The organism is Cutibacterium sp. LaCa_89 (genome assembly GCF_058177555.1).
The window spans coordinates 1,492,279-1,516,453 of the sequence record NZ_CP190889.1; the positions used below are offsets into that span (position 1 = coordinate 1,492,279).

The window sequence follows — 24,175 nt, forward strand, 5'->3', positions numbered from 1 at the left end:
CTCAGTGAGACGTCAGGGGCGTCAACCCCTTGTCACATTGTCCCACCACTTGCCTTGTGACAAAGGGATCGGGTCCGGATCATTCTTCAAAAGTGGTTCTGCCGTGCAGCTTGCGAGCCAGTTCGTTGTCCAATCCGTCAGCCAGCCTGGACATGATGGAGACTGCCTGGTGCAAGTGTGCCGCAACGAACGGACGAGCCATCACTGACATCGTGACGAAGACCCGGTCCTGATGCAGGGCGAAGCGTCCGTAGCGGGACTGGACGTTGAGGTCGTTGAGCACCTCGACGGCTCGAGACCGTCCCTCGATGTTATGGACGAGAGCTGCGAAGAGCAGTAGTTCAGAGGCGTCAGGAGTGGTTCGCACGAACACCATGCAGGTGCCCACCCGGATGGCGAAATCTCCCTCGCTGTCGCGAATGGCGGGGTGTCCGAAGATCTGGGACAGCTCGTCGGCCACAAGGCGGTCGAGGTGATCCTTGTCGACCGGCATGATGGCGGGGACGCTGGCCGCCTCGGTGGGAGACAGCGGAGGTTCGGGCTGCAGAATCTCTGCGAGCTGGTCGGGGGCCAGGAAGACCGGGTGGGGGACACCGAAGATGTCACGCAGGGTCGTCACCGCCAGCTCAGCAAGCTGTTCACTGTCATCCTGGCTTCGGTAGACCCAGTAGTTGTCAGTCTTGTGAGAGGTGCAGGTTCCGGGGTCCTGCCATCCCAGGGAGCTCAGTCCGTCGAGCTGGCCGGGGGTGAGCTGAGAGCTGTCCGGCAGACAGCTGTTGCTCGACGCCTCGGCCAGAATCATCGCGGTGTCATCACTGTGATCGGGGTCATCCTGCACGAACCGGATGAAGGGCGTGGGGTCATTGCGCGCTGACATGGTCGAGATCGTCAACTCACCATCGTCGTCAATGACGGAGACGACCTCGGCCAGACGCTCGGTGAACTGGTCCCAGGCCTGTGCCGTGCTGCGATCCAGGTCGAACGCGAAGTCTGGTGGCTCGTCCATGCCTCCAACCTAGTAGGTCCGGAGGCAGATGTGCAGCCTGTGCTCGTCTTCCGGTGCCATCTGGTGAACGTGCATGGTTGAACGCACGCATGGGCCTCGGCATTCGGAAGCCGACGGGTGCGATGACGCGCACACGCCAGGGGCCGGGGCACAACCTCTGCTGTACCCCGGCCACCTGGTCAGATCATGACGTCATCAGCTGCAACCGCTGGTGGATCCACAGCCTTCGCAGACATAGCAGGATCCCGACGGACGCATCTTCGTTCCGCAGGTCATGCACAGCGGGGCATCGACCTCACGGCCCAGCTGCTCCTCGAGCAGCTCGGCGCTGGTGTGGGCACCAGCGCCTCGCTCAACAGCCTCCTGAGCAGCGAAGAGCCCGGGCTGGTTGGCACCGTCCTCGTGCACCCGGACGCGGTCGGCCGGGGTGTCCTTGAGGGTCTCGGAGTCGATGAGCCCGTCCTCCTCGTCTGACGCGTAGGAGCCGGTCTCGACGTATCGGGCACGCTCAGCGGCGGTGTAGATACCCAGCTCGGCGCGCTCGTCGAAGTCCAGGTAGTCCAAGGCCAGACGACGGAACACGTAGTCGATAATCGACGAGGCGATCCGGATGTCCGGGTCGTCAGTCATACCAGCAGGCTCGAACTTGAGGTTGGAGAACTTCTGGACGAAGGACTCCAACGGCACGCCGTACTGCAGACCGATGGACACCGCGATGGAGAAGGCATCCATGACGCCGGCCAAGGTCGAACCCTGCTTGCCGAGCTTGAGGAAGATCTCGCCCAAGCGGCCGGAATCGTAGGCGCCAGTCGTGAGGTAACCGCCAGCTCCAGCGACCTGGAAGCTCGTCGTGCGGCCCATGCGCGACTTCGGCAGACGCTGACGACGCGGACGGTACTCGATGCGAACCTCCGGCTCGGTCTTCTCCTCCTCCTTCTTGACCTCGGAGAGAGGCTGGCCCACCTTGCAGTTGTCGCGGTAGACGGCCAGAGCCTTGAGGCCGAGCTTCCAGCCCTCCATGTAGACGTTGGCGATGTCCTCGACGGTGGAGGACTCCGGCAGGTTGACGGTCTTGGAGATGGCACCAGACAGGAAGGGCTGGACGGCAGCCATCATCCGCACGTGGCCCATCGGCGCGATGAAGCGGGTGCCCATGGCGCAGTCGAAGACCTCGTAGTGGGCCTCGTCGAGGCCGGGAGCCCCGACGACCGACCCGTTGTCGGCGATGTGGGCCACGATCTTCTCGGACTGCTCAGAGGTGTAGCCGAGGTTCTTGAGGGCACGCGGCACCGTCTGGTTGACGATCTGCATCGAGCCACCACCGACCATCTTCTTGAACTTCACCAGCGAGAAGTCCGGCTCGATGCCCGTGGTGTCGCAGTCCATCATGAAGCCGATGGTGCCGGTCGGAGCCAGCACCGAGGCCTGGGCGTTGCGGAAGCCATTGGTACGCCCCAGCTTGACGACCTTGTCCCACTCGGCCTTGGCAGCAGCGAGGACGGTGGTGTCGTTGTCGTGCAGCGGATGAACCTGGCGGTTGGCGTCGCGATGCTTGACCATGACGGCCTGGTGCGACTCGGCATTCTCGGCGTAGCCGGCATAAGGACCGACGATGGCCGCCAACTCGGCGGAGCGTCGGTAGGAGACACCGGTCATGACGGAGGTGATGGCAGCAGCCAGGGCACGTCCACCATCAGAGTCATATCCCAGGCCCAGGGCCATGAGAAGGGCGCCCAGGTTGGCGTATCCAATCCCGAGCTGACGGAAGTTGCGAGTGGTCTCCCCGATGGCCTCGGTCGGGAAGTCGGCGAAGCAGATGGAGATGTCCATCGCGGTGATGACGAGCTCGACGGCCTTGGTGAACTTCTCGACGTCGAAGTGATCATTCTCGTCGAGGAACTTCAACAGGTTGAGGCTGGCCAGGTTGCACGAGGAGTTGTCCAGGCTCATGTATTCCGAGCACGGGTTGGAGGCGTTGATCCGACCGGTGTTCGGGTTGGTGTGCCAGGCATTGATGGTGTCGTCGTACTGCAGACCGGGGTCAGCGCACTCCCAGGCAGCCTGGGCGATCTTGCCGAAGAGTTCCTTGGCATCGACGGTGTCGAGTACCTTGCCCGGCTCGGTGCGGGAAGTCAGCCCGAAGGACTTGCCCTGCTCGACCGCCGTCATGAAGGCATCCGAGACGCGCACCGAGTTGTTGGCGTTCTGGTACTGGACACTGGTGATGTCGCGGCCACCCAGGTCCATGTCGAAGCCGGCATCGCGCAGGGCGCGGATCTTGTCCTCCTCGCGAGCCTTGGTCTCGATGAACTCCTCGACGTCCGGGTGATCGATGTCAAGGACGACCATCTTGGCAGCGCGACGGGTGGCGCCACCGGACTTGATGGTTCCGGCAGACGCGTCGGCACCGCGCATGAAGGACACCGGGCCGGAAGCAGTGCCGCCGGAGCTCAGCAGCTCCTTGGAAGAACGGATACGGGAAATGTTGAGACCGGCACCAGAGCCACCCTTGAAGATGAATCCCTCTTCCCGATACCAGTTGAGGATCGACTCCATGGAGTCGTCCACCGAGAGAATGAAGCAGGCACTGACCTGCTGAGGGCTCGCCGTACCGACGTTGAACCACACCGGGGAGTTGAAGCTGAAGTACTGATGGACCAGCAGCCAGGTCAGCTCCTCACCGAAGACCTTGGCGTCCTCCTCAGAGGCGAAGTAGCCGTTTTCACGTCCGGACGTCACGTAGGTCTTGACGACGCGGTCGATGAGGGTCTTGAGACTGTCCTCACGGACAGGAGTGCCCAGGGCGCCACGGAAGTACTTGTTCGTGACGATCGTCGAGGCGTTGACGCTCCAGAAGTCGGGGAACTCGACTCCGCGCTGTTCGAAGACCACGTCACCGGTGCGCCAGTTCGTCTGCACGACGTCGCGACGCTCCCACGTCACCTCGTCGTAGGGATGGATATCCTCGGTGCTGAAGGTGCGCTCGACGTGCAGCCCCTTGGAGCGGCTCGTCCTGCGTGGTGCGGACTTGGTCTCGGTCATGGCTCCCTCTAGATATTCGGTGATACGGGTGGTTTGGTGTCGGTACTTGTCATGAGCTGAGGCGCACTTGGCCAAGGCTCGTCAGAACAGCGGCTCGTCCTGCTTCGAAGGCCGCTTGCGGCCCGAGGACCGCGTTTTCTCGGGGGACTCGTCGCGCAACCGATCGATCTCGGTGGCGAAATCCTCGATGGTGTCGTAATTGAGATACACACTTGCGAACCGCAGATAGGCGATGGGATCCAGCTCACGAAGTGGGCTCAAGATTGCCAACCCAATCTCGTCGCTCGGAATCTCCGCGACTCCTCGGGCTCGAAGGCCGTCCTCGACGCGTTGACCCAACAAAGCCAGATCGGCATCCGTGACCGGGCGTCCCTTGCATGCATTGCGCACACCACGGATCACCTTGTCTCGGGAGAAGGGTTCTTCGATGCCGTTACGCTTGTGAACCGTCATCTGCATGCGCTCGACGGTGGTGAACCGTCGTTCACACACGGGACACTGTCGTCTCCGACGGATCGCAGTGCCGTCCTCGCACACTCGGGAGTCCAGGACTCGTGAGTCGTCATGCTGACAGAACGGACAGCGCATCGTCGCCTCCTTCCCCGACCTCGCTGGGTTCCGAACGGCAGATACGCCGTCGATTCAGAAGACTACTCCGAACTTGGACCGAAAACACAACTTATGGGGATGGCGAAGTTGAACACCACAACATCTGGTGTCGAAGGGGAACTATTGAGGATGTCGTTTGATCATCCGTCAAGCTGCCACGCGTGACACGCCGAAGATGCTCAGTCCACACGACCACCTTCCACCATCAGGACCTGATATCAGGCAGGTCGCCCGACTGATGTCCATCGGTCTGGACGACGGCAGCCGGGTCGGGGTGACCGCTCTCGGAGTTGCCCTGCCACACCTGACCAAGGCGTCCCAGGGACAAGATCACACCAATGATCATCACGACAACGGTAGCCATCACGGCGACGTCCCAGAACCGATCGTGGACGGGTTCATGGCGTGCGACGGCACCGGGACGCCCTGCCATCAATTCCTGACGATCGATGACGACCACCGGCTCGGCCAGCTCATCCTGCCACGGTCCGATGACCAGGTCACCTTGCCGACTGGTCGTCGTCTCAACATCCCACTCGTACGTCTGAGCACTCATCGGATCACCTCTCTGTCGACGAGAGCCATCCGCTCCCGTCAGCGGTCCCCGGAATGGATCCCGGGGAAGGGCCCGGCGGCACAACCTCCGCCGGCGCCATCCATGACATCCGACCCGACCGACAGGTTCACCGTCATCAGACTGGAACACCAGGAGAACAACCTAGTCAGAAGCAATTCATAGGTTCCCTGAGAGCTCAGATCGACGCCGTCCCCATGCTCCGGAACAACCATCGAACAGAGCTGACGGGGAACTGTCGTACCCGACCTATACCGTGACTGGCATGACCACCGATACGCCCGGAACCGACTCCTCGGACCCGGCCGCCGTCTCGTCGGCCGTCCCGTTCACCACTACCCGTCGACCTTCTGCCAAGGAGCACGCGGTGCTGACCGCCGTCAAGGAAGGGCTGCGCCGCGACGGTCGCGCACCGACTGTTCGTGCCCTGGCTGACATGACGGGAGCAGCCAGTACGTCGACCGTCCAGAGGCGTATCTCCGCACTCATCGATCTCGGCCTGTTGCGACGCACTGACGGCACCCTCGAGGTCGTTGAGGACGTCGTCGACGTCAATGATCCCCACGGACCCCAGGCCCTTCAGATCGAGGTTTTCAACCCGAATGAGATTGCCGATGACGAGCATCACGACACTGTCATCGCGGTTCCCCCCCAGTTACTGAGCCACGGAGACCACGTGGTGGTCGTCGTCCGCGACGATGGGATGGCACCCGATTTCCACGTCGGAGACCTTGTCCTCGTCCAGCAGCTACCCATGGCGGACCTTCCCGACGACCCACCCGAGCCCTATTTCGTGGCGGCCACAGTGGGTGGCACGACCATCATCCGTTCCTTGGCCAAGCTCGGGGGGAAACCGTGGCTGATGGCCTCAAACCCCGCTCACTCACCGGTAAACCTCGATGATGCTTCTCTCATCGGTCGCGCCGTCTCCATCATGAGACGACTGTGACCCTGGTGGTCACTCCCCCAACCTGCGCAGAGCTCCGACAGCCATCTCACGATTCGTTGTCGTCCAGAACGAGGGCATGGACGCCCTCAGGAAACCGCCATATCGCGCCGTCGCCAACCGCGGGTCCAGAACCGCGACGACTCCCCGATCGTCGGAACGTCGAATGAGCCGGCCCGCCCCCTGGGCCAACAGGAGGGCCGCATGTCCGGCCGACACCGTCATGAATCCATTACCGCCAGCATCCTGAACTGCCTTGCCCCGTGCCGCCATGAGCGGGTCATCCGGACGTGGGAACGGAATCCGGTCAATGATGACCAACCGACACGTGTCACCAGGAACGTCCACCCCCTGCCACAGGGACAAGGTCCCAAAGAGGCATGTCCGCGGATCAGCCGTGAATCGGCGTGTGAGATCGGCCAGATGTCCCTCCCCCTGACACAACACCGGAATGTCCGGCATGACCTTGCGCATGTGTTCGGAGGCAGCCACCGCGTTGCGTTGGGAGGAGAACAGCCCGAGGGTACGTCCACCAGCGGCCCAGATCAGCTCGGCAAGATCGTCGAGAACCTCTGGCGCGATGCCATCTCGACCCGGGCGCGGCAGGGACTTACCGACATACAGAATCCCCTGCTTCGAGTAGTCGAACGGTGAGCCGACGTCAACCCCTCGCCACCCCATCTGAGTGTCGAGAACCTCCGGAGCGTCCCCCTCGATCTGCTCACGTGGCGACAGCCCGACGTTCCTTGCCGTGGCCAGGAAATTACCGCCGATGCACAAGGTGGCCGAGGTGAGGATCGTGATCGCCCCCGCGAAGACGTTCTCGCGCAGCAGGCCTGCCACACTCAATGGCGCGACGTGGATGCTGCGGTACCCCTTCTCCGATTCCGAGACCCACACCACGTCAGCAGCTGCCATCGACACCATGCGGTCGACGGTCTCGAAGACCTCGCGCATGGCGGCCTGAGCCTGCACCCTCTCGGCGTCGAGGGATTCCTTAGAATCCTCGTCCCGTCGACCCAACTGGCTCACTGCTTCCCTGGCCAGATCTCGCAATACCGTGCACGCCTGTATGACCTGGGCCTCGGGCTCGGTGACCTGTCCCGGCGCGGTCGCTTCCAGGGCCCTGGCCAGCACGTCAGCCTGATTGAGCAGATCGGCGCTCACGTCATCGTCAAGCCATGTCGAGGCCCGTTTCGACGTCGTCGTCACGAGGGAGGGAGACAGACCCTTGGAAGCAGCCCCGGTGAACCGATCCACCAGCTCGTGGGCCTCGTCGATGATGACGGTGTCGTGCTCCGGCAACACGTTGTTACCGTTCAGCGCATCGATCGCGAGCATGGCGTGGTTGGTGACGACGAGGTCAGCGTTTCGGGCCTTCTCACGGGCTGCTTCGGAGAGGCACTCGCTGCCGAAGGGACAGCGCTGAGTCCCTAGACACTCGTTGGCTGGCACACTCACCTGAGCCCACGCCAACGGAGTGTGCGGAGGTGCGTCATCACGATCGCCGAGCCCCGACTCCTCGACCTGCTTCTCGGCCCATTCACGCAGCATGACGACCTCGGCGCCCAGTGCGGAGGTCGGCGCCGTCCCAGCCTCCCTGGTGTCCTCGGCCTCAGCCGCGAGATCAGCCCCAGGGACCAGCGCGTCCTGTCCTCTCGCCCCCGTCGATCCACCGCGAACCTTGTGCAGACAGACGTGGTTGTTGCGCCCCTTGAGCACGGCCACCTTCGGCCTACGGGATAGGACCTTGTCCGAGGCGTCGAGAATTGCCGGAATGTCCTTGTGGGCGAGCTGTGTCTGTAAGGCAAGGGTGGCAGTGGCGACGACGACCTGCGCCCCTTCCTCGACACAATGGACCAGAGCAGGCGCCAAGTACCCCAAGGATTTTCCGGTTCCGGTTCCGGCCTGAACCAAGAGGTGCAGTTCCTCACGCATCGCCTGGTCGACGGCCTCGACCATCGTCACCTGACCAGATCTCTCCTGACCCCCCATCTGGGAGACGGCTACGCCGAGGAGATCGCGACACATCTTGCTGACCTCAGCCGACTCACGCGTCATGACACGCCTCCTCGACCTCAGCGGCCAGAGCAGGATGAAGATGGGCGATCACATGGGTGCCATCGGCGGTGTGGTCAATGAGTTCGATCGTCCCGTCGCGGTGGATCTTGTCCATGAGGTCTCCGCGCGCATAGGGCATGACGACATCAACCTTCTGGGACGGCACCGGCAGCGACCCCTCGATGGCTGTTACGAGGTTGTCGATTCCCTCTCCGGTATGAGCCGAGATGACATGAGCACCGGGGAAGGTCGAACGCAACGTCAAGATGATGTCGTCGTCGAGACGATCAATCTTGTTGAGTACCAGGATCTCAGGAATGTCACTGGCACCGATTCCCGCGAGCACACCACGCACGGCGTCGACCTGTCCGATGGGGTCGGGGTCAGATGCATCGACGACGTGCACCAGGACATCTGCCATCGCCGTCTCCTCGAGGGTCGAGGCGAAGGCCTCGACGAGGTCGTGGGGAAGATGCCGCACGAAGCCGACGGTGTCGGTGAGGGTGTAGACGCGACCATCCGCCGTCGTGGTACGACGGGTGGTGGGGTCGAGGGTGGCGAAGAGGGCATCCTCGACGAGCACTCCGGCACGGGTCAGCCGGTTGAGCAGGGAGGACTTCCCCGCGTTGGTGTATCCGACGATGGCGGCGGAGGGCACCTTGTTGCGAAGGCGATCAGCCCGCTTGGAGACACGGGTGGACTCGATGCGCTTGAGACGACGACGCAGCACAGCGATGCGATGACCGATACGTCGTCTGTCGGTCTCGATCCGGGTCTCACCGGGGCCACGGCCACCGATACCGGCGCCGCCAGCCGCGCGGCCACCCGTCTGGCGGGAGAGGTTTCCACCCCAGCCACGCAGCCTCTGCTTGAGGTAGTTGAGCTGGGCCAATTCGACCTGGGTACGGCCTTCCACGCTGCGAGCGTGCTGGGCGAAGATGTCGAGGATCAACGCCGTCCGGTCCACCACCTTGACCTTGACGCGGTCCTCGAGGTTTCGAAGCTGAGCGGCGTCGAGTTCACCATCACAAATGACGGTGTCAGCTCCGGTGGCTCGGACTATCTCGGCGAGCTCAACCACCTTGCCCGAGCCGATGTAGGTCGCCGGATCCGGGGTCGTTCGCCTCTGCATGACGGCCTCGAGGACCTGGGACCCCGCGGTCTCAGCCAGTGACTTGAGCTCGGCCATGGCGTTCTCGGCATCGACAGCTGACCCCTTCATCCACACCGAGCAGAGCACCACTCGCTCGAGCCTCAACTGTCGGTACTCGACCTCCGAGATGTCGGACAAGTCGGTCGACATGCCCGGCACACGAGTCAGGGACAACCGGGCATCCAGGTCGAACTGGTCACCGTCATATTCGTTCTGATCGTCGCTGAAGTCCTCAACGAATTCGGGCGCATCCTCGCGCTCGTCGTCGAATCGTGCGGTGTCGCTCACCCGGTCCCCGTCCTGTTGGCCCACTGTCTCGTGCCCCCGACACCTCGTGCTTCGAGGTCATCGGGCCAAGTGTAGGAGGAGAAGCCGACAGGTCAACGGCGGTTCCTTGACCTCGGTGTTCCTCATTCCTCGGGAAGGCTGACCGTCCCGGTCGCGAGAATGACCGCAGGGCCCGTCAGCACCGCGTCATAGCCGTCATCAGCAGGGGTGAGGGTGACGATGACGCGGCCACCGGGCACATGGACCGTCCACGGACCACGGTGACCGGTACGGGTGGCCATCGTCGCTGCCACGGCCACGGTTCCGGTACCGCACGACATCGTCTCTCCCGATCCGCGCTCATGGACCCTCATCGAGACCGAATGACCGTCCAGCTGCTCGACGAATTCGACATTGGCCCCCTCGGGGAAGGCCGACCGTGGACGCCAGGTGGGCGATTCATCGAGGTTGAGCGCAGTGATGGTGGTGTGGTCCGTCACGACCACAGCGTGTGGGTTGCCAACGTCAACCTTGCATGCCGGCCACCACATGTCCTGATGTTCGATGGTGAGATCGTCGCCCTCGACTCGGACCGTCCCCATCGTCACCGACACACCGCCGTTGTCATACAGGGTGACGTGACGAACACCGGCCCGCGTCGCGACGTCAGCCTCGTTACCCGCGATGCGCCCGGTCCGGGCGAGGTGCCGCGCGAAGACTCGTAGTCCGTTGCCGCACATCTCCGCGACGGTGCCGTCGGCATTGCGGTAGTCCATGAACCACAGTTCCGGATCACCGTCCCACCCGGCGACGTCGCCGGCCCGCAGAGCCTGCAGGGTGCCGTCGCCGCCGATACCGAATCGACGGTGGCACAGCCATCGCACCTGCCCAGGGGTCAGGGGGTCGGGGCGGTCGACGATGACGAAGTCATTGCCGGTCCCGTGTGCCTTCCAGAACGTCGTCGTCATGTCGTCAATCCTCCTCGTCGGTGGACAGGGCGGTCAACACCCGCGCCACAACCTTGTCATCGAGATCGGGATCAAGTGCATTGAGCCATTCAATACGATCGTCCCGGCGATACCACATGAGCTGTTTCCGGGCGAAGCGGCGGGTGCCGGTCACGGTACGACGACGGGCCTCCTCCTCGTCATACTCGCCGTCAAGGAACTCCAGCACCTGCCGGTATCCCAGCGCTCGACTTGCCGTGAGGCCGTCCCTCAATCCGACGTCGACCAAGGCACGAACCTCGTCAACCAGTCCGTTCTCCCACATCTGGTCGACGCGATCGGCTATCCGTCGATCCATGTCCTCACGAGGAAGTTCCAGACCAATGTGCACCGTGTCAGGCCAGTGAGAGGTGCCGTCGGGAATGGTGGCGGTGAAGGATCCGGTGAGGTCAATGACCTCGAGGGCTCGCACGATCCTCCTGCCATTCCCCGGCAGGATCGATTCAGCCGCCTTGGAATCCCGTCGTGCCAGTTCCCTGTGCAGGGCCTCCGGACCTTCGGCCTTCAGACGTTTCTGCCACTTCGCCCGTACCGTCGGATCGGTGGGGGGAATGGTCATCTCGTCGACGACGGCCTTGGTGTACAGGGCCGAACCGCCGACGAGCACCGGGACGACACCGCGAGACAAGCACTCTTCGGTCGCTTCGCGCGCCAACTTCTGCATGAGGACGATTGAGGAGGATTCGGTGACGTCAAGGATCGAGACCACGTGGTGCCTCACTGCACGCTGCTCGGAAAGCGTGGGGGTGGCGGTACCGATGTCCATCCCCCGATACACCACCATTGAATCAGTGTTGACGATCTCGGCCGGGCGCCCTTCACGTCCCAGGCGTGAACAGACTCGCACCGCCAACCCTGATTTTCCGCTGGCAGTAGGCCCGAGAAGACAAATGACCGGCAAACTCACACGTTCATCCTTGCGCACTGCAACGACATTGCGGGGCCAACGCGTAGAGCGAAAAACCTCACATGAGTGGACCATCTTGTGTGTAGCCTAAAGGGGTCATCCCCGAGAGGGGGAAAGCTCCCGAAAGGAGATCACATGGGACTCTTCGACAAGGCCAAGGACGCCATCAGCGACCACCAGGACGACATCAAGGACCAGGTCAGCCAGCACAGCGACAAGGTCGAGCAGGGCATCGACAAGGCTGGCGACACTGTCGACGACAAGACCGGCGGCAAGTTCTCCGATCAGGTCGACAAGGGCCAGGATGCCCTCAAGGACAAGCTCGGCGACCTCTGAGTCGTCCACGACATGACGCGGCCCGTCCTCTGAGGGGACCTGCTCCGGATGGGAGCGGATGAGCTGCGACACGAGGGGTGGTGCTCCACTGAGCACCACCCCTCGTCGCATGTCTGAACAAGTTTCACAGCAGGCTCCGATGCCACCCACCCTTGGTCAGCCCTGCGCCGCGCCGATCGTCGGAATACCGAGCATGGTGACACCGGGCTGAGCGCATGCCCCTTCACGGATCTGCCATGCGTCGCCACCACGGGTACGACGCAGGTTCACCAGGCCACCATCGGCGACCAGGTGATGGGGATGACCGGACGTGATGACGACCTCTCCTATGTCGCCCGGACGCGGGACCTCGTCATCTGGGGCCAAGCTGACATGAACCAGGCGGTTGTCCCGGGCCCTTCCGGTGACGCGGTGGGTGACCTCGTCCTTGCGCCCCTCGCCCTCGGCGAACATCACCTCGACGGTGCGACCGACCTGAGCCTTGTTTTCCTGCCAGGCGATGTCGTCGACGAGATCGACGAGGCGTTCGTAGCGTTCCTGGACGACCGGCTTGGGGACCTGGTCCTCCATGATCCCTGCCGGGGTGTTGGGACGGATGGAGTACTGGAAGGTGAAGGCAGCGGAGAACCTCGACTCCTCGACGACACGCATTGTCTCGGCGAAGTCCTCGTCGGTCTCCCCGGGGAACCCGACGATGATGTCTGTGGTGATGGCGGCGTCCGGAATGGCCTCGCGCACCCTGTCAAGGATTCCGAGGAACTTCTTGGACCGGTAGGATCGGCGCATCCGGCGCAGCACCTCGTCAGACCCGGACTGCAGAGGCATGTGCAGGCTGGGCATGACATTGGGGGTCTCGGCCATCGCCTCGATGACGTCATCGGTGAAGGCGGCCGGGTGGGGTGAGGTGAACCGCACCCTCTCCAGACCGTCGATCTCGCCACAGGCCCGCAGCAGCTTGGCGAAGGCGCCGCGATCACCGAACTGAACTCCGTAGGAATTGACGTTCTGGCCGAGCAGGGTGATCTCCTGGACTCCCTCGTCAACGAGGGCTCGGATCTCCGAGAGGATCTCACCGGGGCGTCGGTCGGTTTCCTTGCCGCGCAGCTGCGGGACGATGCAGAAGGTGCAGGTGTTGTTGCATCCCACCGAGATGGAGACCCAGGCCGAGTACGCCGAATCGCGTCGGGTGGGCAGGTTCGACGGAAAAGTGACCAGGGACTCCTCAATCTCCACCTGGGCCGTGGCATTGTGACGGGCGCGCTTGAGCAGGGCCGGCAGGGAGCCCACGTTGTGGGTGCCGAAGACGACGTCCACCCATGGTGCCCGTGCGACGACCGTGTCCTTGTCCTTCTGAGCCATACAGCCGCCGACGGCCAGCTGCATCCCGGGATGGGCCGACTTCACCGAGGCCATGTGGCCGAGGGTGCCGTAGAGACGATTGTCGGCGTTCTCCCGGACTGCACAGGTGTTGAAGACGACGACGTCAGCCGGAGCCAAGGTGTCGGTTCTGGGATCGGGAACGTAGCCGGCCTCCTCGAGGAGACCGGCAATGCGCTCGGAGTCATGGACATTCATCTGGCATCCGTAGGTCACGACCCGGTAGGTCGGGGCCTCGGTCTGCCGCACGGTGTTACTGGGCATGGCGCGAACACTCTACGTCATCAGCCCACGTACCGGACCAGCCCGTTCCTCACACGATCGTCTGCAGGACCAGGAGGATCCCGCCATACACCAGGACGAACACGACCAATGGCCACACGAACTTCAGCCAGTGCGAGTACCTGATGTCCAGCATTTGCAGAGTTGCCATGACCAATCCTGTGGGTGCCAGGAACAACATCGCGTACTGACCCCACTGATAGGCGCACAGCACTGTGGCCCGCGATACCCCGGCGGTGTCGCCGAGGGGAGCCATGATCGGCAGTGCCAGAACGGCCAGACCTGACGACGAGGGCACGATGAATCCCAGCAGGAAGAACACGATGAGCAGGGACAGTACGAAGACGGGGCCGTTGACATGGGAGACCACCTTGGCTGACTCATACAGCAAGGTGTCAGAAATCAAGCCTTCATTGAGGATGTGATTGATTCCCCGCGCCAACCCGATGATGAGGGATACGGCCACCAGGCTTGATGATCCTGCGCTGAACGCATCGACGAGTTTTTTCTCACTGAGTTTGTTTGGTCCGGTCGCAGCAATGAACATGATGACAATGGCAATGGCGAGGAATGATGACGCCATCGCCGGGAACCACCATCCTCGGGCCATAACTCCCCACACCATGATGGGGAAGGCTGCCGCAAAGAGGACGAGGATGACTTTACGACGCCAATCGAATCCCATCTCGGCGCCGTCATCACCCAAACCCCACTGAGCCGCAAAAGCGTCGCGATCCTCCCAGACGTAGGAGAATTCCGGATCTGCCTTCACCTTTCGTGAATACCAGGCGAGATAGATGACGACAGCTATCGCTCCTCCAACCAGACCCACAACACGCCATGACATACCTTCGGTGAGTCGAATACCGGCCGCATTCGCTCCAATGGCAGAGGAGAACGGGTTGATGGTCGAGAAACACGTACCAATCGATCCAGCGAGGAAGACCGACCCAACGACGACCAGAGCGTCATACCCCATGGCGATGAAGACCGGCGCAAGGATGGGATAGAAGGCGACTGCCTCCTCCTCGAGTCCACACGTCGTCCCGCCCACGATCATGAACAGGGACACGGAAAGGACAAGGATGAACTCTCTTCCCTTGGACTTGGCAGTGAGTCTCCCGAGACCGGCCTCGAATGCGCCGCTAGCCCTCACAACGCCGATGAGGCCACCCAGTACAAGGATGAAAACGATGATGTCGACGGCCTCGATCGTTCCCGTCACCATGCCGTTCGTAATCTCTCCGATACCGGCTGGATGGGATGCCAGGCGTTGATAAGTACCTGGTACTGACACCGACCCCGTCATGGACCCTGAGGTGAATTCCGAGATCCTCATGGCGACCCCGTATTTGTCCAGGGTCTCCTGGGTGGCCGCATGCTTCGTCATGGCGCCATGAGGATCCACAATGACCAACTGCTGCGAACCTGCGGAGTAACTCATCTTTGAGTAACTTCCGGCTGGGACTAGCCATGTACACGCAACGGCGAGAACTGTGAGGACGAAAAGGATTGTGAAAGCTGACGGAACCCGTAGGCGATGGCGGGTCTCAGTGGCATTGTTGCTGGACAAGGTTCACCTACTTTCAGCATCGGTGAGTCGTCGCAACGGAAAGACCGACGACACTGCCGGTTCACCTGCCCTCCGTTGGGCACTATCAACTCGACTAACAATAGTATAACAACCCAGCATCGGCAGGTACTGGGGCTTAAGAATTAACGCCCGGAAAGGACGGGACGATAGGCTTTTCATCATGATCAATGACGTCATGCTCCCCACCGGCACCCAGTACGAGATTTCCCACGGTCTTTGGCAGGCCGTCGTGACGGAGCAGGGAGCCACCCTTCGCAGTCTTCGCCACAACGGAGACGACGTCATCAAGACCTTTGAGGCCGACCAGTCCCCCGCTTCGTCGCAGGGGCAGCAGCTCCTCCCCTGGCCCAACCGCATCCGTGACGGCCGCTACCGATTCGATGACGTTGACCAGCAGCTGGCTATTAGCGAGGTCGATCGCAACAATGCCATTCATGGTCTGGTGGCGTGGTCACCGTGGCACCTCGTCGAACACACCGACTCCTCGGTGACCCAGGAGATCCGGATCATGGCTCGGCCTGGCTGGCCTGGAACGATTGATGTCCAGCTGACCCACAACCTGGATGATCACGGACTGACGGTCACCGTGAGGGCTCGGAACGTCGGGGCCACGGCAGTGCCTTTCGGCTATGCCGCCCATCCCTATTTCTGCCTTGGCGGGTCCATCGATGAGTGGAAGATTGACGCCCCGTTTGCATCCTGGCTGCAGGTTGACGATCGGCTTCTGCCAGTGCGGATTTGTGGGATGGACGAGGTCCACACGATGAGTGGGCAGTCGCTCGGTCAGCGCACCTTCGACACCGCCTACACCTTGGATCGTGGAGGAACCGTTGGATCGCCGGCATGGCGCATCAAGGTCACCAGCGATGAGGCCAGCCATGAGTTGTGGGGAGATGCGACCATGGGCTGGGCGCAGATTTACACTCCAGATGACCGCCTCAGCCTCGCCGTCGAACCGATGACATGCGGGCCGGACGCCTTCAACGAGGGGCCCACCCATGGAGACGCCATCCGCCTGGAATCCGGGGACGAGGTCACCCTCACCTGGGGAATCGCCTGAGCTGCTCGGGACGGCATCCCGAACCACCACGTTTCCACAAGGGCTGGTGGCTCAGGATTCCCCCACCGTCTCCACGGCTTGGAAGGAGCGGATGACGGTGACCCTGGTGCGTCCTGGCACGGTGACCTGCTCACCCACCGCCAACGCGATCTGACGTGCGAGTCGGGACGCGTGCAGATCGTCCACCGTACCCGGATCGACGAGGATCTGGACCTCACGTCCAGCTTGCAGGGCGAAAGCCCGTTCGACCCCGGAGAAGCTGGTGGCAATCTCCTCGATGGTGTCCATCCTGCGGACATGGGCCTCCAAGGAATCTCGACGTGCCCCTGGACGAGCCGCAGAGATTGCATCCGCAGCCTTGACGATGAGATCCGTGACGCTCACGGGCTCAATCTCATCGTGGTGAGCTGCAATGGCATGCACGACCTCATCAGATTCCCCATGGCGTCGTGCCAGTTCAGCACCGATGGCCGCGTGGGTTCCTCCAACCCCCGGGGTGAGGGACTTACCGAGATCGTGCAGGAAGGCCGCACGACGACAGGTGTCGACGTCGCCACCGATTTCAGCTGCCAGGGTGGCCGCGAGTCGGGCGCACTCGACGCAGTGATCGAGCACCTGTTGACCGTAGGAGGTCCGGAAGCGCAGGGACCCGAGGATGGGGAGGAGCCGATCGTCAATGTCGGCGATCCCGGCTTCGGACAGCGCCTCGGATGCGGCTTCCAGACACATCTGTTCGATGTGGTCGACGGCTCGCTGATGGGCCTTCTCGATGCTGATGGGGTGGATGCGACCGTCTTCGACCAGATCTACGAGAGCCTGTCGGGCCACCTCGCGCCGCATGGGGTCGAAGCAGCTCAGCAAGACGATGCCCGGGGTGTCATCGATGATGACCGTGACTCCCGTCACTTGCTCGAAGGTGCGGATGTTGCGGCCTTCTCGCCCGATGACGCGACCCTTCATCTCGTCGCTGGGCAGTGGAACGACGCTGACGACGGTGTCGGCAACCATCTCGGAGGAACACCGCTGAATGGCATCAGCCACGATGTGCCGAGCTTTGCCCTCGGCGTTCGTCGTCGCCTCGGCGATGATCGCCCGGGCACTGTATTCAGCCACCGCACGAGACTCTCTGCCGAGGTGCTCTGCCAGTTCGTCTTGGGCCTGGCCAAGGGACATCCCGGCGACGCGCTCCAGCTCCGCGACAATCTGCTCGTCACGTCGATCTAGCTCGGCGTCCCGCTCATCGAGGTGAGAGCTGCGCTCCGCCAACTCCAGGCGCTCCTTCTCGAGCTTGTCGAGGCCGGCGTCGAGGTGGCGACGGGCTTCGCGCAGCTGACGATCACGCTCTGTCAACTCTTCGGCAGAGCGCTGGTTGATCTCGAGCAGGGCCTCGGCGCTGTGGCGAGCTTGCTCGGCATGATCGGCTCGACGCTCTTCATCAGCGAGCCGCACTCGACTGGACTCGAGCGCAGCGCGAGCTGCCGCGGTCTCGTCACGACTGCCCGCAAGATCTTGAGTCGCACGCACCAGGCGCTCCTCGCTGCGAGAAAGCTCCAATGCCTTCGCATCGCGTTCGGACTCTGCTCGTTCCGCCCTCCTGCCAATGGCTCGACGGTCTGCCAGCCAGCCAATGATGACTGCCACTGAGAGCACCGCCACCACGACGAGTGCGATGAGCATGACCTCCACCCTTCCTCACATCCTGACTCGGAGCTGCAGCGTCGCCCCCCCTGACGTCGGTGCCAGGAAAACCGAGGTGAGAGGCAAACGATACGACCCTAGTCGAAGGGGCCGGTTATCGGCGCTTCGGGGGGTTCCTCACCGAGTTCCTCGCGGGCGGCACGGATGGCGGCCCAGGAGACCTGAGGTCCGTAGCCCTTGCGGGCCAGGGCACCCAACACCCGGCGGGTCAGACGGGCTTCCTCGACACCTCGACCTGCCCGCAGCTTGTTCACTGCGAGTTCGGTGGCGGCATCCAACTCGTCAGCCTCCGTGATCTGGGAGGTCGCGTCCTCAATGATCTGGGAATCGACCCCTTTGCGCGACAATTCGACTGCCACTGCTCTGCGGGACAGACCTCGCACACCGTGACGGGACGCTATCCATCGGTTGGCAAAGTCAGCATCATCGACGAGTCCCACCTCAGTGAGGCGATCAAGGACTGCCTCACGCACCTGCTCAGGCACACCTTTGGAATCCAGAGCTGCTGCGAGTTCACTTCGGGTGTTGGCCCGACGATCCAGTCGTTTGAGGCAGATCTCGCGAGCTTCCTCGTACCACTGGTCGTCGGTCAACTCCTCTGGAGAATCCTTGTGTCGCCGGCTCAGAATTCCACCTCACCGGTTTCGGGATCGACTCCCTCGGGAATTTCGGTCTCACGCAGACCCAGGTGGGTGAGGATCTTGTCCTCGATCTCGTTGGCGACGTCCGGGTTGCCCTTGAGGAAGTTGCGGACATTCTCCTTACCTTGACCCAGCTGCTCATTGTTGTAACTGAACCACGATCCGGACTTGGTGATGATCCCGCAGTCCACGCCCATGTCGATGAGGCTTCCCTCTCGGGAAATGCCCTGACCATAGAGAATGTCGAACTCGGCCTGCTTGAACGGCGGGGCGACCTTGTTCTTGACGACCTTGACGCGGGTACGGTTACCGACCATCTCGGAACCGTCCTTGAGGGTCTCGATGCGACGCACGTCCAGTCGCACTGAAGAGTAGAACTTCAGCGCGCGTCCACCGGTGGTCGTCTCCGGAGAGCCGAACATGACACCGATCTTCTCACGCAGCTGGTTGATGAAGATGGCCGTCGTCCCGGCCGCGTTGAGGGCACCAGTCATCTTGCGCAAGGCCTGGCTCATGAGGCGAGCCTGTTGACCGACGTGGGAATCACCCATCTCTCCCTCGATCTCAGCCTTCGGGGTGAGGGCTGCGACGGAGTCGATAACGACGAGCTCAAGAGCGCCCGACCGCACCAGGGTGTCGGCAATCTCGAGGGCCTGTTCACCGTTATCAGGCTGGCTCACCAGCAGGGAGTCAGTGTCGACACCAAGCTTGCGGGCGTACTCCGGGTCGAGGGCGTGCTCGGCGTCAATGAAGGCGCAGATGCCGCCTTCGGCCTGAGCGTTCGCGATGGCGTGCAGGGCCACCGTCGTCTTGCCCGAGGACTCCGGACCATAGATCTCGACGATTCTGCCGCGTGGGAGGCCTCCCACGCCGAGGGCGACGTCCAGGGCCACCGATCCCGTCGGAATCGCCGCAATCTTCACGGTCTCCTGCTCGCCAAGGCGCATGACGGAGCCCTTGCCGTGCTGCTTCTCGATCTGCTGCAAGGCCGTGGCAAGGGCCTGTTCGCGATCTGCGGTCGCTGCCATGTCGTTCCTTCCTTGAAGACGGTCTCCCGCCCCATTTGCCGCGCGGCATCGCCGCAGCGTTGGTCATGTGTCGTGATGAGGGAGACTCACCGGTTTCCTTGTGTCATCACTCAAACTGTAGGAGCGGGGTCGGACAATCCGTCAGGCAAGTTCGTTCCTGTGGATGACTGCCGTCACGGCTGTCCGCTCGCTTGTGGACAACCCTTCCAGATGCCACTGACGACTTTGCAGCGCGTCGTGTTCCGGTTTTGTTCCGTTTCCGTTCTGGCACCGTTCCTCGGCATCCGGACACGTCCCATCTCCCCAGGTCAGCGCAGCGAGTCGGGCAGCTCCAGTGCCTTCCAGCAGGCCCGCCAAATCGTCTTGGCATCGACTCCGTCAGCCAAGGCTTCCTGCACCGTCCGTGAGTCGAGACCCGGTACAGCCTGCTGTGCAGCCCAAATTCGGCAGTAGTCGTCACCCAGGGCCTCAGCCAGTCGCGTCCACAATTGGGTCTCTGTCATGAAGACAAGCCTAAGGGCAGGATAAGATCAGCGCAGATGTGCGAACGCTCACTGCACGGCTCTCCCCACGAGCCGTGAGTCGCGCGAAAGGAGAAGCGATGACGATGCCGTCGGATGCCCACTCATCATCCTCACGGCGAAACGACCGCATGGTCGCCATTCTCGCCATGTTGCGTGACCACGACGAGGTCCCCTTGCGGACCATGGCGGCCACCCTGGGAGCGAGTGCTGCGACGATCCGACGCGATGTCGCCTCACTCGCTGAACAAGGCCTTCTCATTCGCTCACATGGAACAGCTCGCCGCGCCGGAACGGGGGCCGAACTACCCGTCAACTTACGGGACGGCCGTCGTCGTCGCGCCAAGGAAGCCATCGCACATACCGTTGCTTCCGAGCTTCCGGTGGGACGTCACGCGATTGGACTCACCGGCGGCACGACGACCACCGAGATCGTCCGAGCCTTGCATCATCGCCATGACCTCACCCTCATCACGAACTCCGTGAGCATCGCCCTCGAGGCCGCCAGCCAGGGCCAGCAACGTGTCCTCATCACCGGCGGGGTGCTACGCCCCTCCTCCTTGGAACTGGTCGGCTCCCTGGCCGAGTCCACCTTCAAACAGGTCAACGTCGGCACCGCCATCGTGGGATGCGACGGACTGAGCGCCGAGGGTGGCCTGACGACCCACGACGGCATCGAAGCCGCTGCAAACCACACCATGATCAAGAGGGCAGCTCGCATCATCGCGGCTGTGGACGGTTCCAAGATCGGCCGGGTCACCCTGGCAAAGCTGGCTGAGGCCAAGGACGTCGACCTCCTCGTCACCGACGACTCAGCTGATCCCGACGAGCTGACCCGGTTGCGCGCCCTCGGAATCGCCATTCGCATCGTCCACGCATCGACTGACTGATCGGGCCGCACATCGCCCCAGAGACGGAGCCAATCCGGACCATGCGTGGTCGAGAGACCCACAACACAGAAGTTCCCGGCCCCAACGGGACCGGGAAACGTCAGAAGTTCAGGGTGTTGTTCATGCCGCAACAGTAATGCGGTGCTCGGGGGTGCCTTCACTCTTGAGCATCTTGTCGCTGACGATGCGCATCAATTCGGACTGCGGGAGATCCAAAGCGGTGCAAATGGCCAGGATGAGCTCGCTGGAAGCTTCCTTCTGGCCCCGCTCGACCTCCGAGAGGTATCCGAGGGACACGCGTGCGGCAGAAGACACCTCACGCAGGGTACGGCCCTGTGCGAACCTCTGTTCACGCAGCGACTCGCCGAGCATTTCACGCAGCATAGCTGATTTCATGGGCGTCTCCTCCTAGGTGATTCATCCATGACAACGCTCTCGACGAATGGAACATTCCCCACACGGCGAAATTCTTCACATTTTTTCTTGAGGGGGCGTCGTCAGTTCTGTGAACCGCTCAAAACCTCGCATCCGAGGTCCAGAAGCGCCTGGACCGTCGCCCGTCGAATCTCCTCGCGTGGTCCCTCCAGCTGAAGGTGCTTCACGATCGGAGCTCCCTCGTACACCGCACCGATGAAGACTGTTCCGGCCCTTTCACCGTCCTGGGGATCTGGCCCGGCAACCCCGGTGCAGGACAGACCGATGTCAGCCCGGCAGGCTTTCCGACATCCCATCGCCATTTGGGCCGCAGTGATGGAATTGATGACCCCGTTCTCGGCGATCCAGCCGGCGTCGACCCCAGCGAGCTTGGTCTTGAGGTCGCTGGCATAGGTCACGAGACCGCCACGAAAGACCGCCGACGCCCCCGGAACGGTCGTGATGATCGCCGAGACCAGGCCTGCTGTCAGGGATTCGCAGGTTGCCGCCGTCAGACCGCGTTCCGACAGCTCGGCAATGAGTCGACGTGCGCCTTCGTCGCCGGTCACTTGAGGTTCTGCTTCCGAGACTTCACCGGCTTGACCTCAGCGTTCTTGGCACGGTTACGGATCTGGATGGCGTCCCTGATGTACACCAGGCCAGTGACGACGGTGAGCAGGAAGGCGATGATCATGACGGCCCAGGCGAAGACGTCGACGAAGGTCGGGGTTCGCCACAGGCCGAGGCAGAACAGCGTGATTGCCAAGGACTGCATCGCGGTCTTGAGTTTGCCGCCCTTGTTGGCCGCCATCACCTCATACTTGAGCATCTTCATCCGCATGACGGTGATGCCCCACTCGCGCAGCAGGATGATGATCGTCATCCACCATGGCAACTCGCCGAGAATCGATAGACCAATGAAGGCCATGCCGGTGAGTGCCTTGTCAGCGATGGAGTCACCGATCTTGCCGAAGTTGGTGACGAGGTTGTACTTGCGGGCAATCTTGCCGTCGACGAAATCGGTGAGGATCGCCACCATGAAGACGATCGTTGTCGCCGTCCGCCAGCTGCCCTCATGGGCATGGGCCAACAGCATCCATCCGAAGACGGGAACCGCAACGGCTCTCAGCAGGGTCAGCGCATTCGGAACGTTGATGTTGCTGGAGCGGTCCTTCTTCGTGGCCATGGGCACAGTATCTCGCGTGACGACGCCTGATGCGACTCACCGCCCCGAAATGGTTCCCGATTGGTCCGTCGACGTCAGCGCCGTGGGACCACGGTAGTGCCGATGCCGTGGCACTGACGCTCAGGTCAGTACCGGGCGCGCGACGAGGTCGACGCCGTCAGAGCCGACGAAATCGACATCCACGATGTCGCCGACGCTCACTCCGGCAGAATCGACGAGGGTCACGACCCCGTCGACCTCCGGGCCCTGATGCTCCGCCCTGCCGACGATGACTTCGTCGGTCTCCTCAATCATGACCCGACCACGGGTGCCGATACGATCCTCGGCGCGCTGGGAGACGAGTTCGTCGATGAGATCGGCGAGATCTTCGCGTCGTGCAGCAATCACGTCCTCGTCGACATGGCCGTCGAGGGTGGCTCCCTCGGTGCCTTCCTCGTCGGAGTAGGCGAAGATGCCAGCAACATCGAGACGCGCCCGCTGCAGGAAATCGGCGAGGATTTCGACATCGGACTCGGTCTCGCCGGGGAAGCCGGTGATGAAGTTCGATCTGAAGCCGGCTTCCGGACAACGCGAACGGATGGACTCGATGATGTCGATGAAGGACTCGGCGTCACCGAAGCGGCGCATCCGGCGCAGCAACGGCCCTGATGCGTGTTGGAAGGACAGATCGAAGTAGGGCACGACCTTGGCGGTCGCCAGCATGGTGTCGACGAGCCCTGGTCGAAGCTCCGCGGGTTGCAGGTAGGACACCCGAATCCACTCCAGTCCGTCGACATTATCCAGGCCGGTGAGGAGCTTCTCCAGAGCGCGCAGATCCCCCAGATCCTTGCCGTAGGAGGAGGAGTTCTCACTGACGAGGAAGACCTCCTTGACGCCATGGTCAACCAGCCAGCGTGCCTCCTCGACGATCTCGGCGGCAGGTCGGGAGAGGTAGGAGCCACGGAATCGCGGGATGGCACAGAAGGCACAGCGACGATCACAGCCCGAGGCCATCTTCAGCGCTGTGCTGGGTCCCGAGCCGAGACGGCGTCGGGTGGCTCGAGGTCCCGAAGCCGGGGCCATCGTGGCCGACAAATCAGGGGCGGTGCCATGGCCGGGAATCGACACACCTGAGCTGGCTGACCTGCGGTCGACCGGGCTGATCGGGAGTAGGGTGCGACGGTCATGCGGAACATGGGCCTCGATGGATCCCCCGTCGAGGATGGTGCGAAGTCGATCGACGATGTCATCGTAGTCGTCGAATCCCAGCACGGCGTCAGCCTCAGGGAGGGACTCGGCCAGTTCACGTCCGTAGCGCTCGGCCATGCACCCAACCGCTATAACCGACTGGGTTGGCCCGTGGCCCTTGAGGTCTGCGGCTGCCAGCAAGGTGTCGACGGAGTCCTTCTTGGCCTGCTCGATGAATCCGCAGGTGTTGACGACGACCGTCTCGGCCTCGCTGGGGTCGTCGACGAGACGGAATCCGCCAGCCTCCATGCGGGCCGCAAGCTCCTCGGAATCGACGTCGTTGCGGGCGCAGCCCATCGACACGAGATGGACTGTCATGAGGTGATCACCGACAGACACGAGACTCCAT

22 protein-coding genes are annotated in these 24,175 nt (G+C 62.6%); 4 read left to right on the forward strand and 18 right to left on the reverse strand.

What is annotated here, in order from left to right; translation table 11 throughout:
- Nucleotides 1-79: 79 nt before the first annotated feature.
- The 4 genes from ACP8LP_RS06895 to ACP8LP_RS06910 form a co-directional block, all read right to left on the reverse strand.
- Nucleotides 80-1,006 (reverse strand): T3SS (YopN, CesT) and YbjN peptide-binding chaperone 1, encoded by a 927-nt coding sequence (locus ACP8LP_RS06895; protein WP_279186917.1) that lies wholly within the window; start codon nt 1,004-1,006, stop codon nt 80-82.
- Nucleotides 1,007-1,201: 195 nt separating this feature from the next.
- Nucleotides 1,202-4,048: a vitamin B12-dependent ribonucleotide reductase gene (locus ACP8LP_RS06900; RefSeq protein WP_279186915.1), complete on the reverse strand. Its 2,847-nt coding sequence runs from the start codon at nt 4,046-4,048 to the stop codon at nt 1,202-1,204.
- A gap of 81 nt (nt 4,049-4,129) precedes the next feature.
- A complete protein-coding gene (gene nrdR / locus ACP8LP_RS06905; RefSeq protein WP_016667512.1) occupies nt 4,130-4,636 on the reverse strand; it encodes a transcriptional regulator NrdR in 507 nt (168 codons plus the stop codon).
- 226 nt (nt 4,637-4,862) lie between these two features.
- Nucleotides 4,863-5,213 (reverse strand): hypothetical protein, encoded by a 351-nt coding sequence (locus tag ACP8LP_RS06910; RefSeq protein WP_016667511.1) that lies wholly within the window; start codon nt 5,211-5,213, stop codon nt 4,863-4,865.
- Between the two features lie 283 nt (nt 5,214-5,496).
- On the opposite strand from ACP8LP_RS06910, the gene ACP8LP_RS06915 reads away from it, so the two are divergent.
- Nucleotides 5,497-6,180, forward strand: a complete 684-nt coding sequence (locus ACP8LP_RS06915; RefSeq protein WP_016667510.1) for a LexA family protein — start codon at nt 5,497-5,499, stop codon at nt 6,178-6,180.
- A gap of 9 nt (nt 6,181-6,189) precedes the next feature.
- Here the strand turns inward: ACP8LP_RS06915 and ACP8LP_RS06920 are convergent, their stop codons facing one another.
- From ACP8LP_RS06920 to miaA, 4 genes are all read right to left on the reverse strand, one after another.
- Complete coding sequence (locus tag ACP8LP_RS06920) at nt 6,190-8,238, reverse strand: ATP-dependent DNA helicase (RefSeq protein WP_117189597.1); 2,049 nt, start codon at nt 8,236-8,238, stop codon at nt 6,190-6,192.
- The gene (hflX, locus tag ACP8LP_RS06925) at nt 8,228-9,679 is read right to left on the reverse strand and encodes a GTPase HflX (protein ID WP_016667508.1); all 1,452 of its coding nucleotides are present in this window, start codon (nt 9,677-9,679) and stop codon (nt 8,228-8,230) included. Before hflX ends, ACP8LP_RS06920 begins: the two co-directional genes overlap by 11 nt.
- Before the next feature lie 122 nt (nt 9,680-9,801).
- Entirely contained in the window at nt 9,802-10,626 is an 825-nt protein-coding gene (gene dapF, locus ACP8LP_RS06930) for a diaminopimelate epimerase (RefSeq protein ID WP_016667507.1), read from the reverse strand.
- Between the two features lie 4 nt (nt 10,627-10,630).
- Entirely contained in the window at nt 10,631-11,590 is a 960-nt protein-coding gene (gene miaA / locus ACP8LP_RS06935) for a tRNA (adenosine(37)-N6)-dimethylallyltransferase MiaA (RefSeq protein ID WP_117189596.1), read from the reverse strand.
- A gap of 117 nt (nt 11,591-11,707) precedes the next feature.
- On the opposite strand from miaA, the gene ACP8LP_RS06940 reads away from it, so the two are divergent.
- Nucleotides 11,708-11,908, forward strand: coding sequence for an antitoxin (locus tag ACP8LP_RS06940; RefSeq protein ID WP_016667505.1), 201 nt, complete (start codon nt 11,708-11,710; stop codon nt 11,906-11,908).
- Nucleotides 11,909-12,064: 156 nt separating this feature from the next.
- Here ACP8LP_RS06940 and miaB read toward each other — a convergent pair whose 3' ends face one another.
- Nucleotides 12,065-13,549 carry a tRNA (N6-isopentenyl adenosine(37)-C2)-methylthiotransferase MiaB gene (gene miaB, locus ACP8LP_RS06945; RefSeq protein ID WP_270236013.1) on the reverse strand — a complete coding sequence of 495 codons (1,485 nt, stop codon included), beginning with the start codon at nt 13,547-13,549 and terminating at the stop codon, nt 12,065-12,067.
- 49 nt (nt 13,550-13,598) lie between these two features.
- Nucleotides 13,599-15,140 carry a YfcC family protein gene (locus tag ACP8LP_RS06950; protein WP_279186909.1) on the reverse strand — a complete coding sequence of 514 codons (1,542 nt, stop codon included), beginning with the start codon at nt 15,138-15,140 and terminating at the stop codon, nt 13,599-13,601.
- A gap of 181 nt (nt 15,141-15,321) precedes the next feature.
- Here ACP8LP_RS06950 and ACP8LP_RS06955 point away from each other — a divergent pair, with 181 nt between their 5' ends.
- Nucleotides 15,322-16,221 carry an aldose 1-epimerase family protein gene (locus tag ACP8LP_RS06955; protein ID WP_016667502.1) on the forward strand — a complete coding sequence of 300 codons (900 nt, stop codon included), beginning with the start codon at nt 15,322-15,324 and terminating at the stop codon, nt 16,219-16,221.
- 51 nt (nt 16,222-16,272) lie between these two features.
- On the opposite strand, the gene rny is transcribed toward ACP8LP_RS06955, so the two are convergent.
- From rny to ACP8LP_RS06975, 4 genes are all read right to left on the reverse strand, one after another.
- Complete coding sequence (rny, locus tag ACP8LP_RS06960; protein WP_016667500.1) at nt 16,273-17,898, reverse strand: ribonuclease Y; 1,626 nt, start codon at nt 17,896-17,898, stop codon at nt 16,273-16,275.
- Nucleotides 17,899-17,996: 98 nt separating this feature from the next.
- Nucleotides 17,997-18,545, reverse strand: coding sequence for a recombination regulator RecX (gene recX, locus ACP8LP_RS06965; RefSeq protein ID WP_083940472.1), 549 nt, complete (start codon nt 18,543-18,545; stop codon nt 17,997-17,999).
- Nucleotides 18,542-19,588, reverse strand: a complete 1,047-nt coding sequence (gene recA / locus ACP8LP_RS06970) for a recombinase RecA (RefSeq protein WP_490292848.1) — start codon at nt 19,586-19,588, stop codon at nt 18,542-18,544. Before recA ends, recX begins: the two co-directional genes overlap by 4 nt.
- Before the next feature lie 308 nt (nt 19,589-19,896).
- Nucleotides 19,897-20,091 (reverse strand): DUF3046 domain-containing protein, encoded by a 195-nt coding sequence (locus tag ACP8LP_RS06975; RefSeq protein ID WP_016667497.1) that lies wholly within the window; start codon nt 20,089-20,091, stop codon nt 19,897-19,899.
- Between the two features lie 149 nt (nt 20,092-20,240).
- Here ACP8LP_RS06975 and ACP8LP_RS06980 point away from each other — a divergent pair, with 149 nt between their 5' ends.
- A complete protein-coding gene (locus ACP8LP_RS06980; protein ID WP_036976577.1) occupies nt 20,241-20,999 on the forward strand; it encodes a DeoR/GlpR family DNA-binding transcription regulator in 759 nt (252 codons plus the stop codon).
- 120 nt (nt 21,000-21,119) lie between these two features.
- Here ACP8LP_RS06980 and ACP8LP_RS06985 read toward each other — a convergent pair whose 3' ends face one another.
- The 4 genes from ACP8LP_RS06985 to rimO all read right to left on the reverse strand — a co-directional run bounded on the left by ACP8LP_RS06985 (nt 21,120) and on the right by rimO (nt 24,144).
- A complete protein-coding gene (locus ACP8LP_RS06985) occupies nt 21,120-21,395 on the reverse strand; it encodes a helix-turn-helix domain-containing protein (protein ID WP_004811583.1) in 276 nt (91 codons plus the stop codon).
- A gap of 101 nt (nt 21,396-21,496) precedes the next feature.
- On the reverse strand, nt 21,497-21,982 hold the full coding sequence (locus ACP8LP_RS06990; RefSeq protein WP_016667495.1) for a CinA family protein: 486 nt from the start codon (nt 21,980-21,982) through the stop codon (nt 21,497-21,499).
- Nucleotides 21,979-22,599, reverse strand: coding sequence for a CDP-diacylglycerol--glycerol-3-phosphate 3-phosphatidyltransferase (gene pgsA / locus ACP8LP_RS06995; RefSeq protein WP_016667494.1), 621 nt, complete (start codon nt 22,597-22,599; stop codon nt 21,979-21,981). The genes ACP8LP_RS06990 and pgsA overlap by 4 nt, the downstream gene beginning before the upstream one ends.
- 120 nt (nt 22,600-22,719) lie before the next feature.
- Nucleotides 22,720-24,144, reverse strand: a complete 1,425-nt coding sequence (gene rimO, locus ACP8LP_RS07000; protein ID WP_036976576.1) for a 30S ribosomal protein S12 methylthiotransferase RimO — start codon at nt 24,142-24,144, stop codon at nt 22,720-22,722.
- Nucleotides 24,145-24,175: the final 31 nt, after the last annotated feature.

Excerpts from the sequence above, each read along its gene's own strand:
- ACP8LP_RS06900 (WP_279186915.1), bottom strand. The coding sequence starts at position 4,048 with ATGACCGAGACCAAGTCCGCACCACGCAGGACGAGCCGCTCCAAGGGG.
- ACP8LP_RS06955 (WP_016667502.1), top strand. The coding sequence starts at position 15,322 with ATGATCAATGACGTCATGCTCCCCACCGGCACCCAGTACGAGATTTCC.
- ACP8LP_RS06975 (WP_016667497.1), bottom strand. The coding sequence starts at position 20,091 with ATGACAGAGACCCAATTGTGGACGCGACTGGCTGAGGCCCTGGGTGAC.
- nrdR (WP_016667512.1), bottom strand. The coding sequence starts at position 4,636 with ATGCGCTGTCCGTTCTGTCAGCATGACGACTCACGAGTCCTGGACTCC.
- miaB (WP_270236013.1), bottom strand. The coding sequence starts at position 13,549 with ATGCCCAGTAACACCGTGCGGCAGACCGAGGCCCCGACCTACCGGGTC.
- rimO (WP_036976576.1), bottom strand. The coding sequence starts at position 24,144 with ATGACAGTCCATCTCGTGTCGATGGGCTGCGCCCGCAACGACGTCGAT.
- pgsA (WP_016667494.1), bottom strand. The coding sequence starts at position 22,599 with ATGGCCACGAAGAAGGACCGCTCCAGCAACATCAACGTTCCGAATGCG.
- ACP8LP_RS06985 (WP_004811583.1), bottom strand. The coding sequence starts at position 21,395 with ATGAAATCAGCTATGCTGCGTGAAATGCTCGGCGAGTCGCTGCGTGAA.
- rny (WP_016667500.1), bottom strand. The coding sequence starts at position 17,898 with ATGCTCATCGCACTCGTCGTGGTGGCGGTGCTCTCAGTGGCAGTCATC.
- ACP8LP_RS06895 (WP_279186917.1), bottom strand. The coding sequence starts at position 1,006 with ATGGACGAGCCACCAGACTTCGCGTTCGACCTGGATCGCAGCACGGCA.
- ACP8LP_RS06940 (WP_016667505.1), top strand. The coding sequence starts at position 11,708 with ATGGGACTCTTCGACAAGGCCAAGGACGCCATCAGCGACCACCAGGAC.
- dapF (WP_016667507.1), bottom strand. The coding sequence starts at position 10,626 with ATGACGACGACGTTCTGGAAGGCACACGGGACCGGCAATGACTTCGTC.
- recA (WP_490292848.1), bottom strand. The coding sequence starts at position 19,588 with ATGGCAGCGACCGCAGATCGCGAACAGGCCCTTGCCACGGCCTTGCAG.
- ACP8LP_RS06920 (WP_117189597.1), bottom strand. The coding sequence starts at position 8,238 with ATGACGCGTGAGTCGGCTGAGGTCAGCAAGATGTGTCGCGATCTCCTC.
- ACP8LP_RS06980 (WP_036976577.1), top strand. The coding sequence starts at position 20,241 with ATGGTCGCCATTCTCGCCATGTTGCGTGACCACGACGAGGTCCCCTTG.
- ACP8LP_RS06910 (WP_016667511.1), bottom strand. The coding sequence starts at position 5,213 with ATGAGTGCTCAGACGTACGAGTGGGATGTTGAGACGACGACCAGTCGG.
- ACP8LP_RS06915 (WP_016667510.1), top strand. The coding sequence starts at position 5,497 with ATGACCACCGATACGCCCGGAACCGACTCCTCGGACCCGGCCGCCGTC.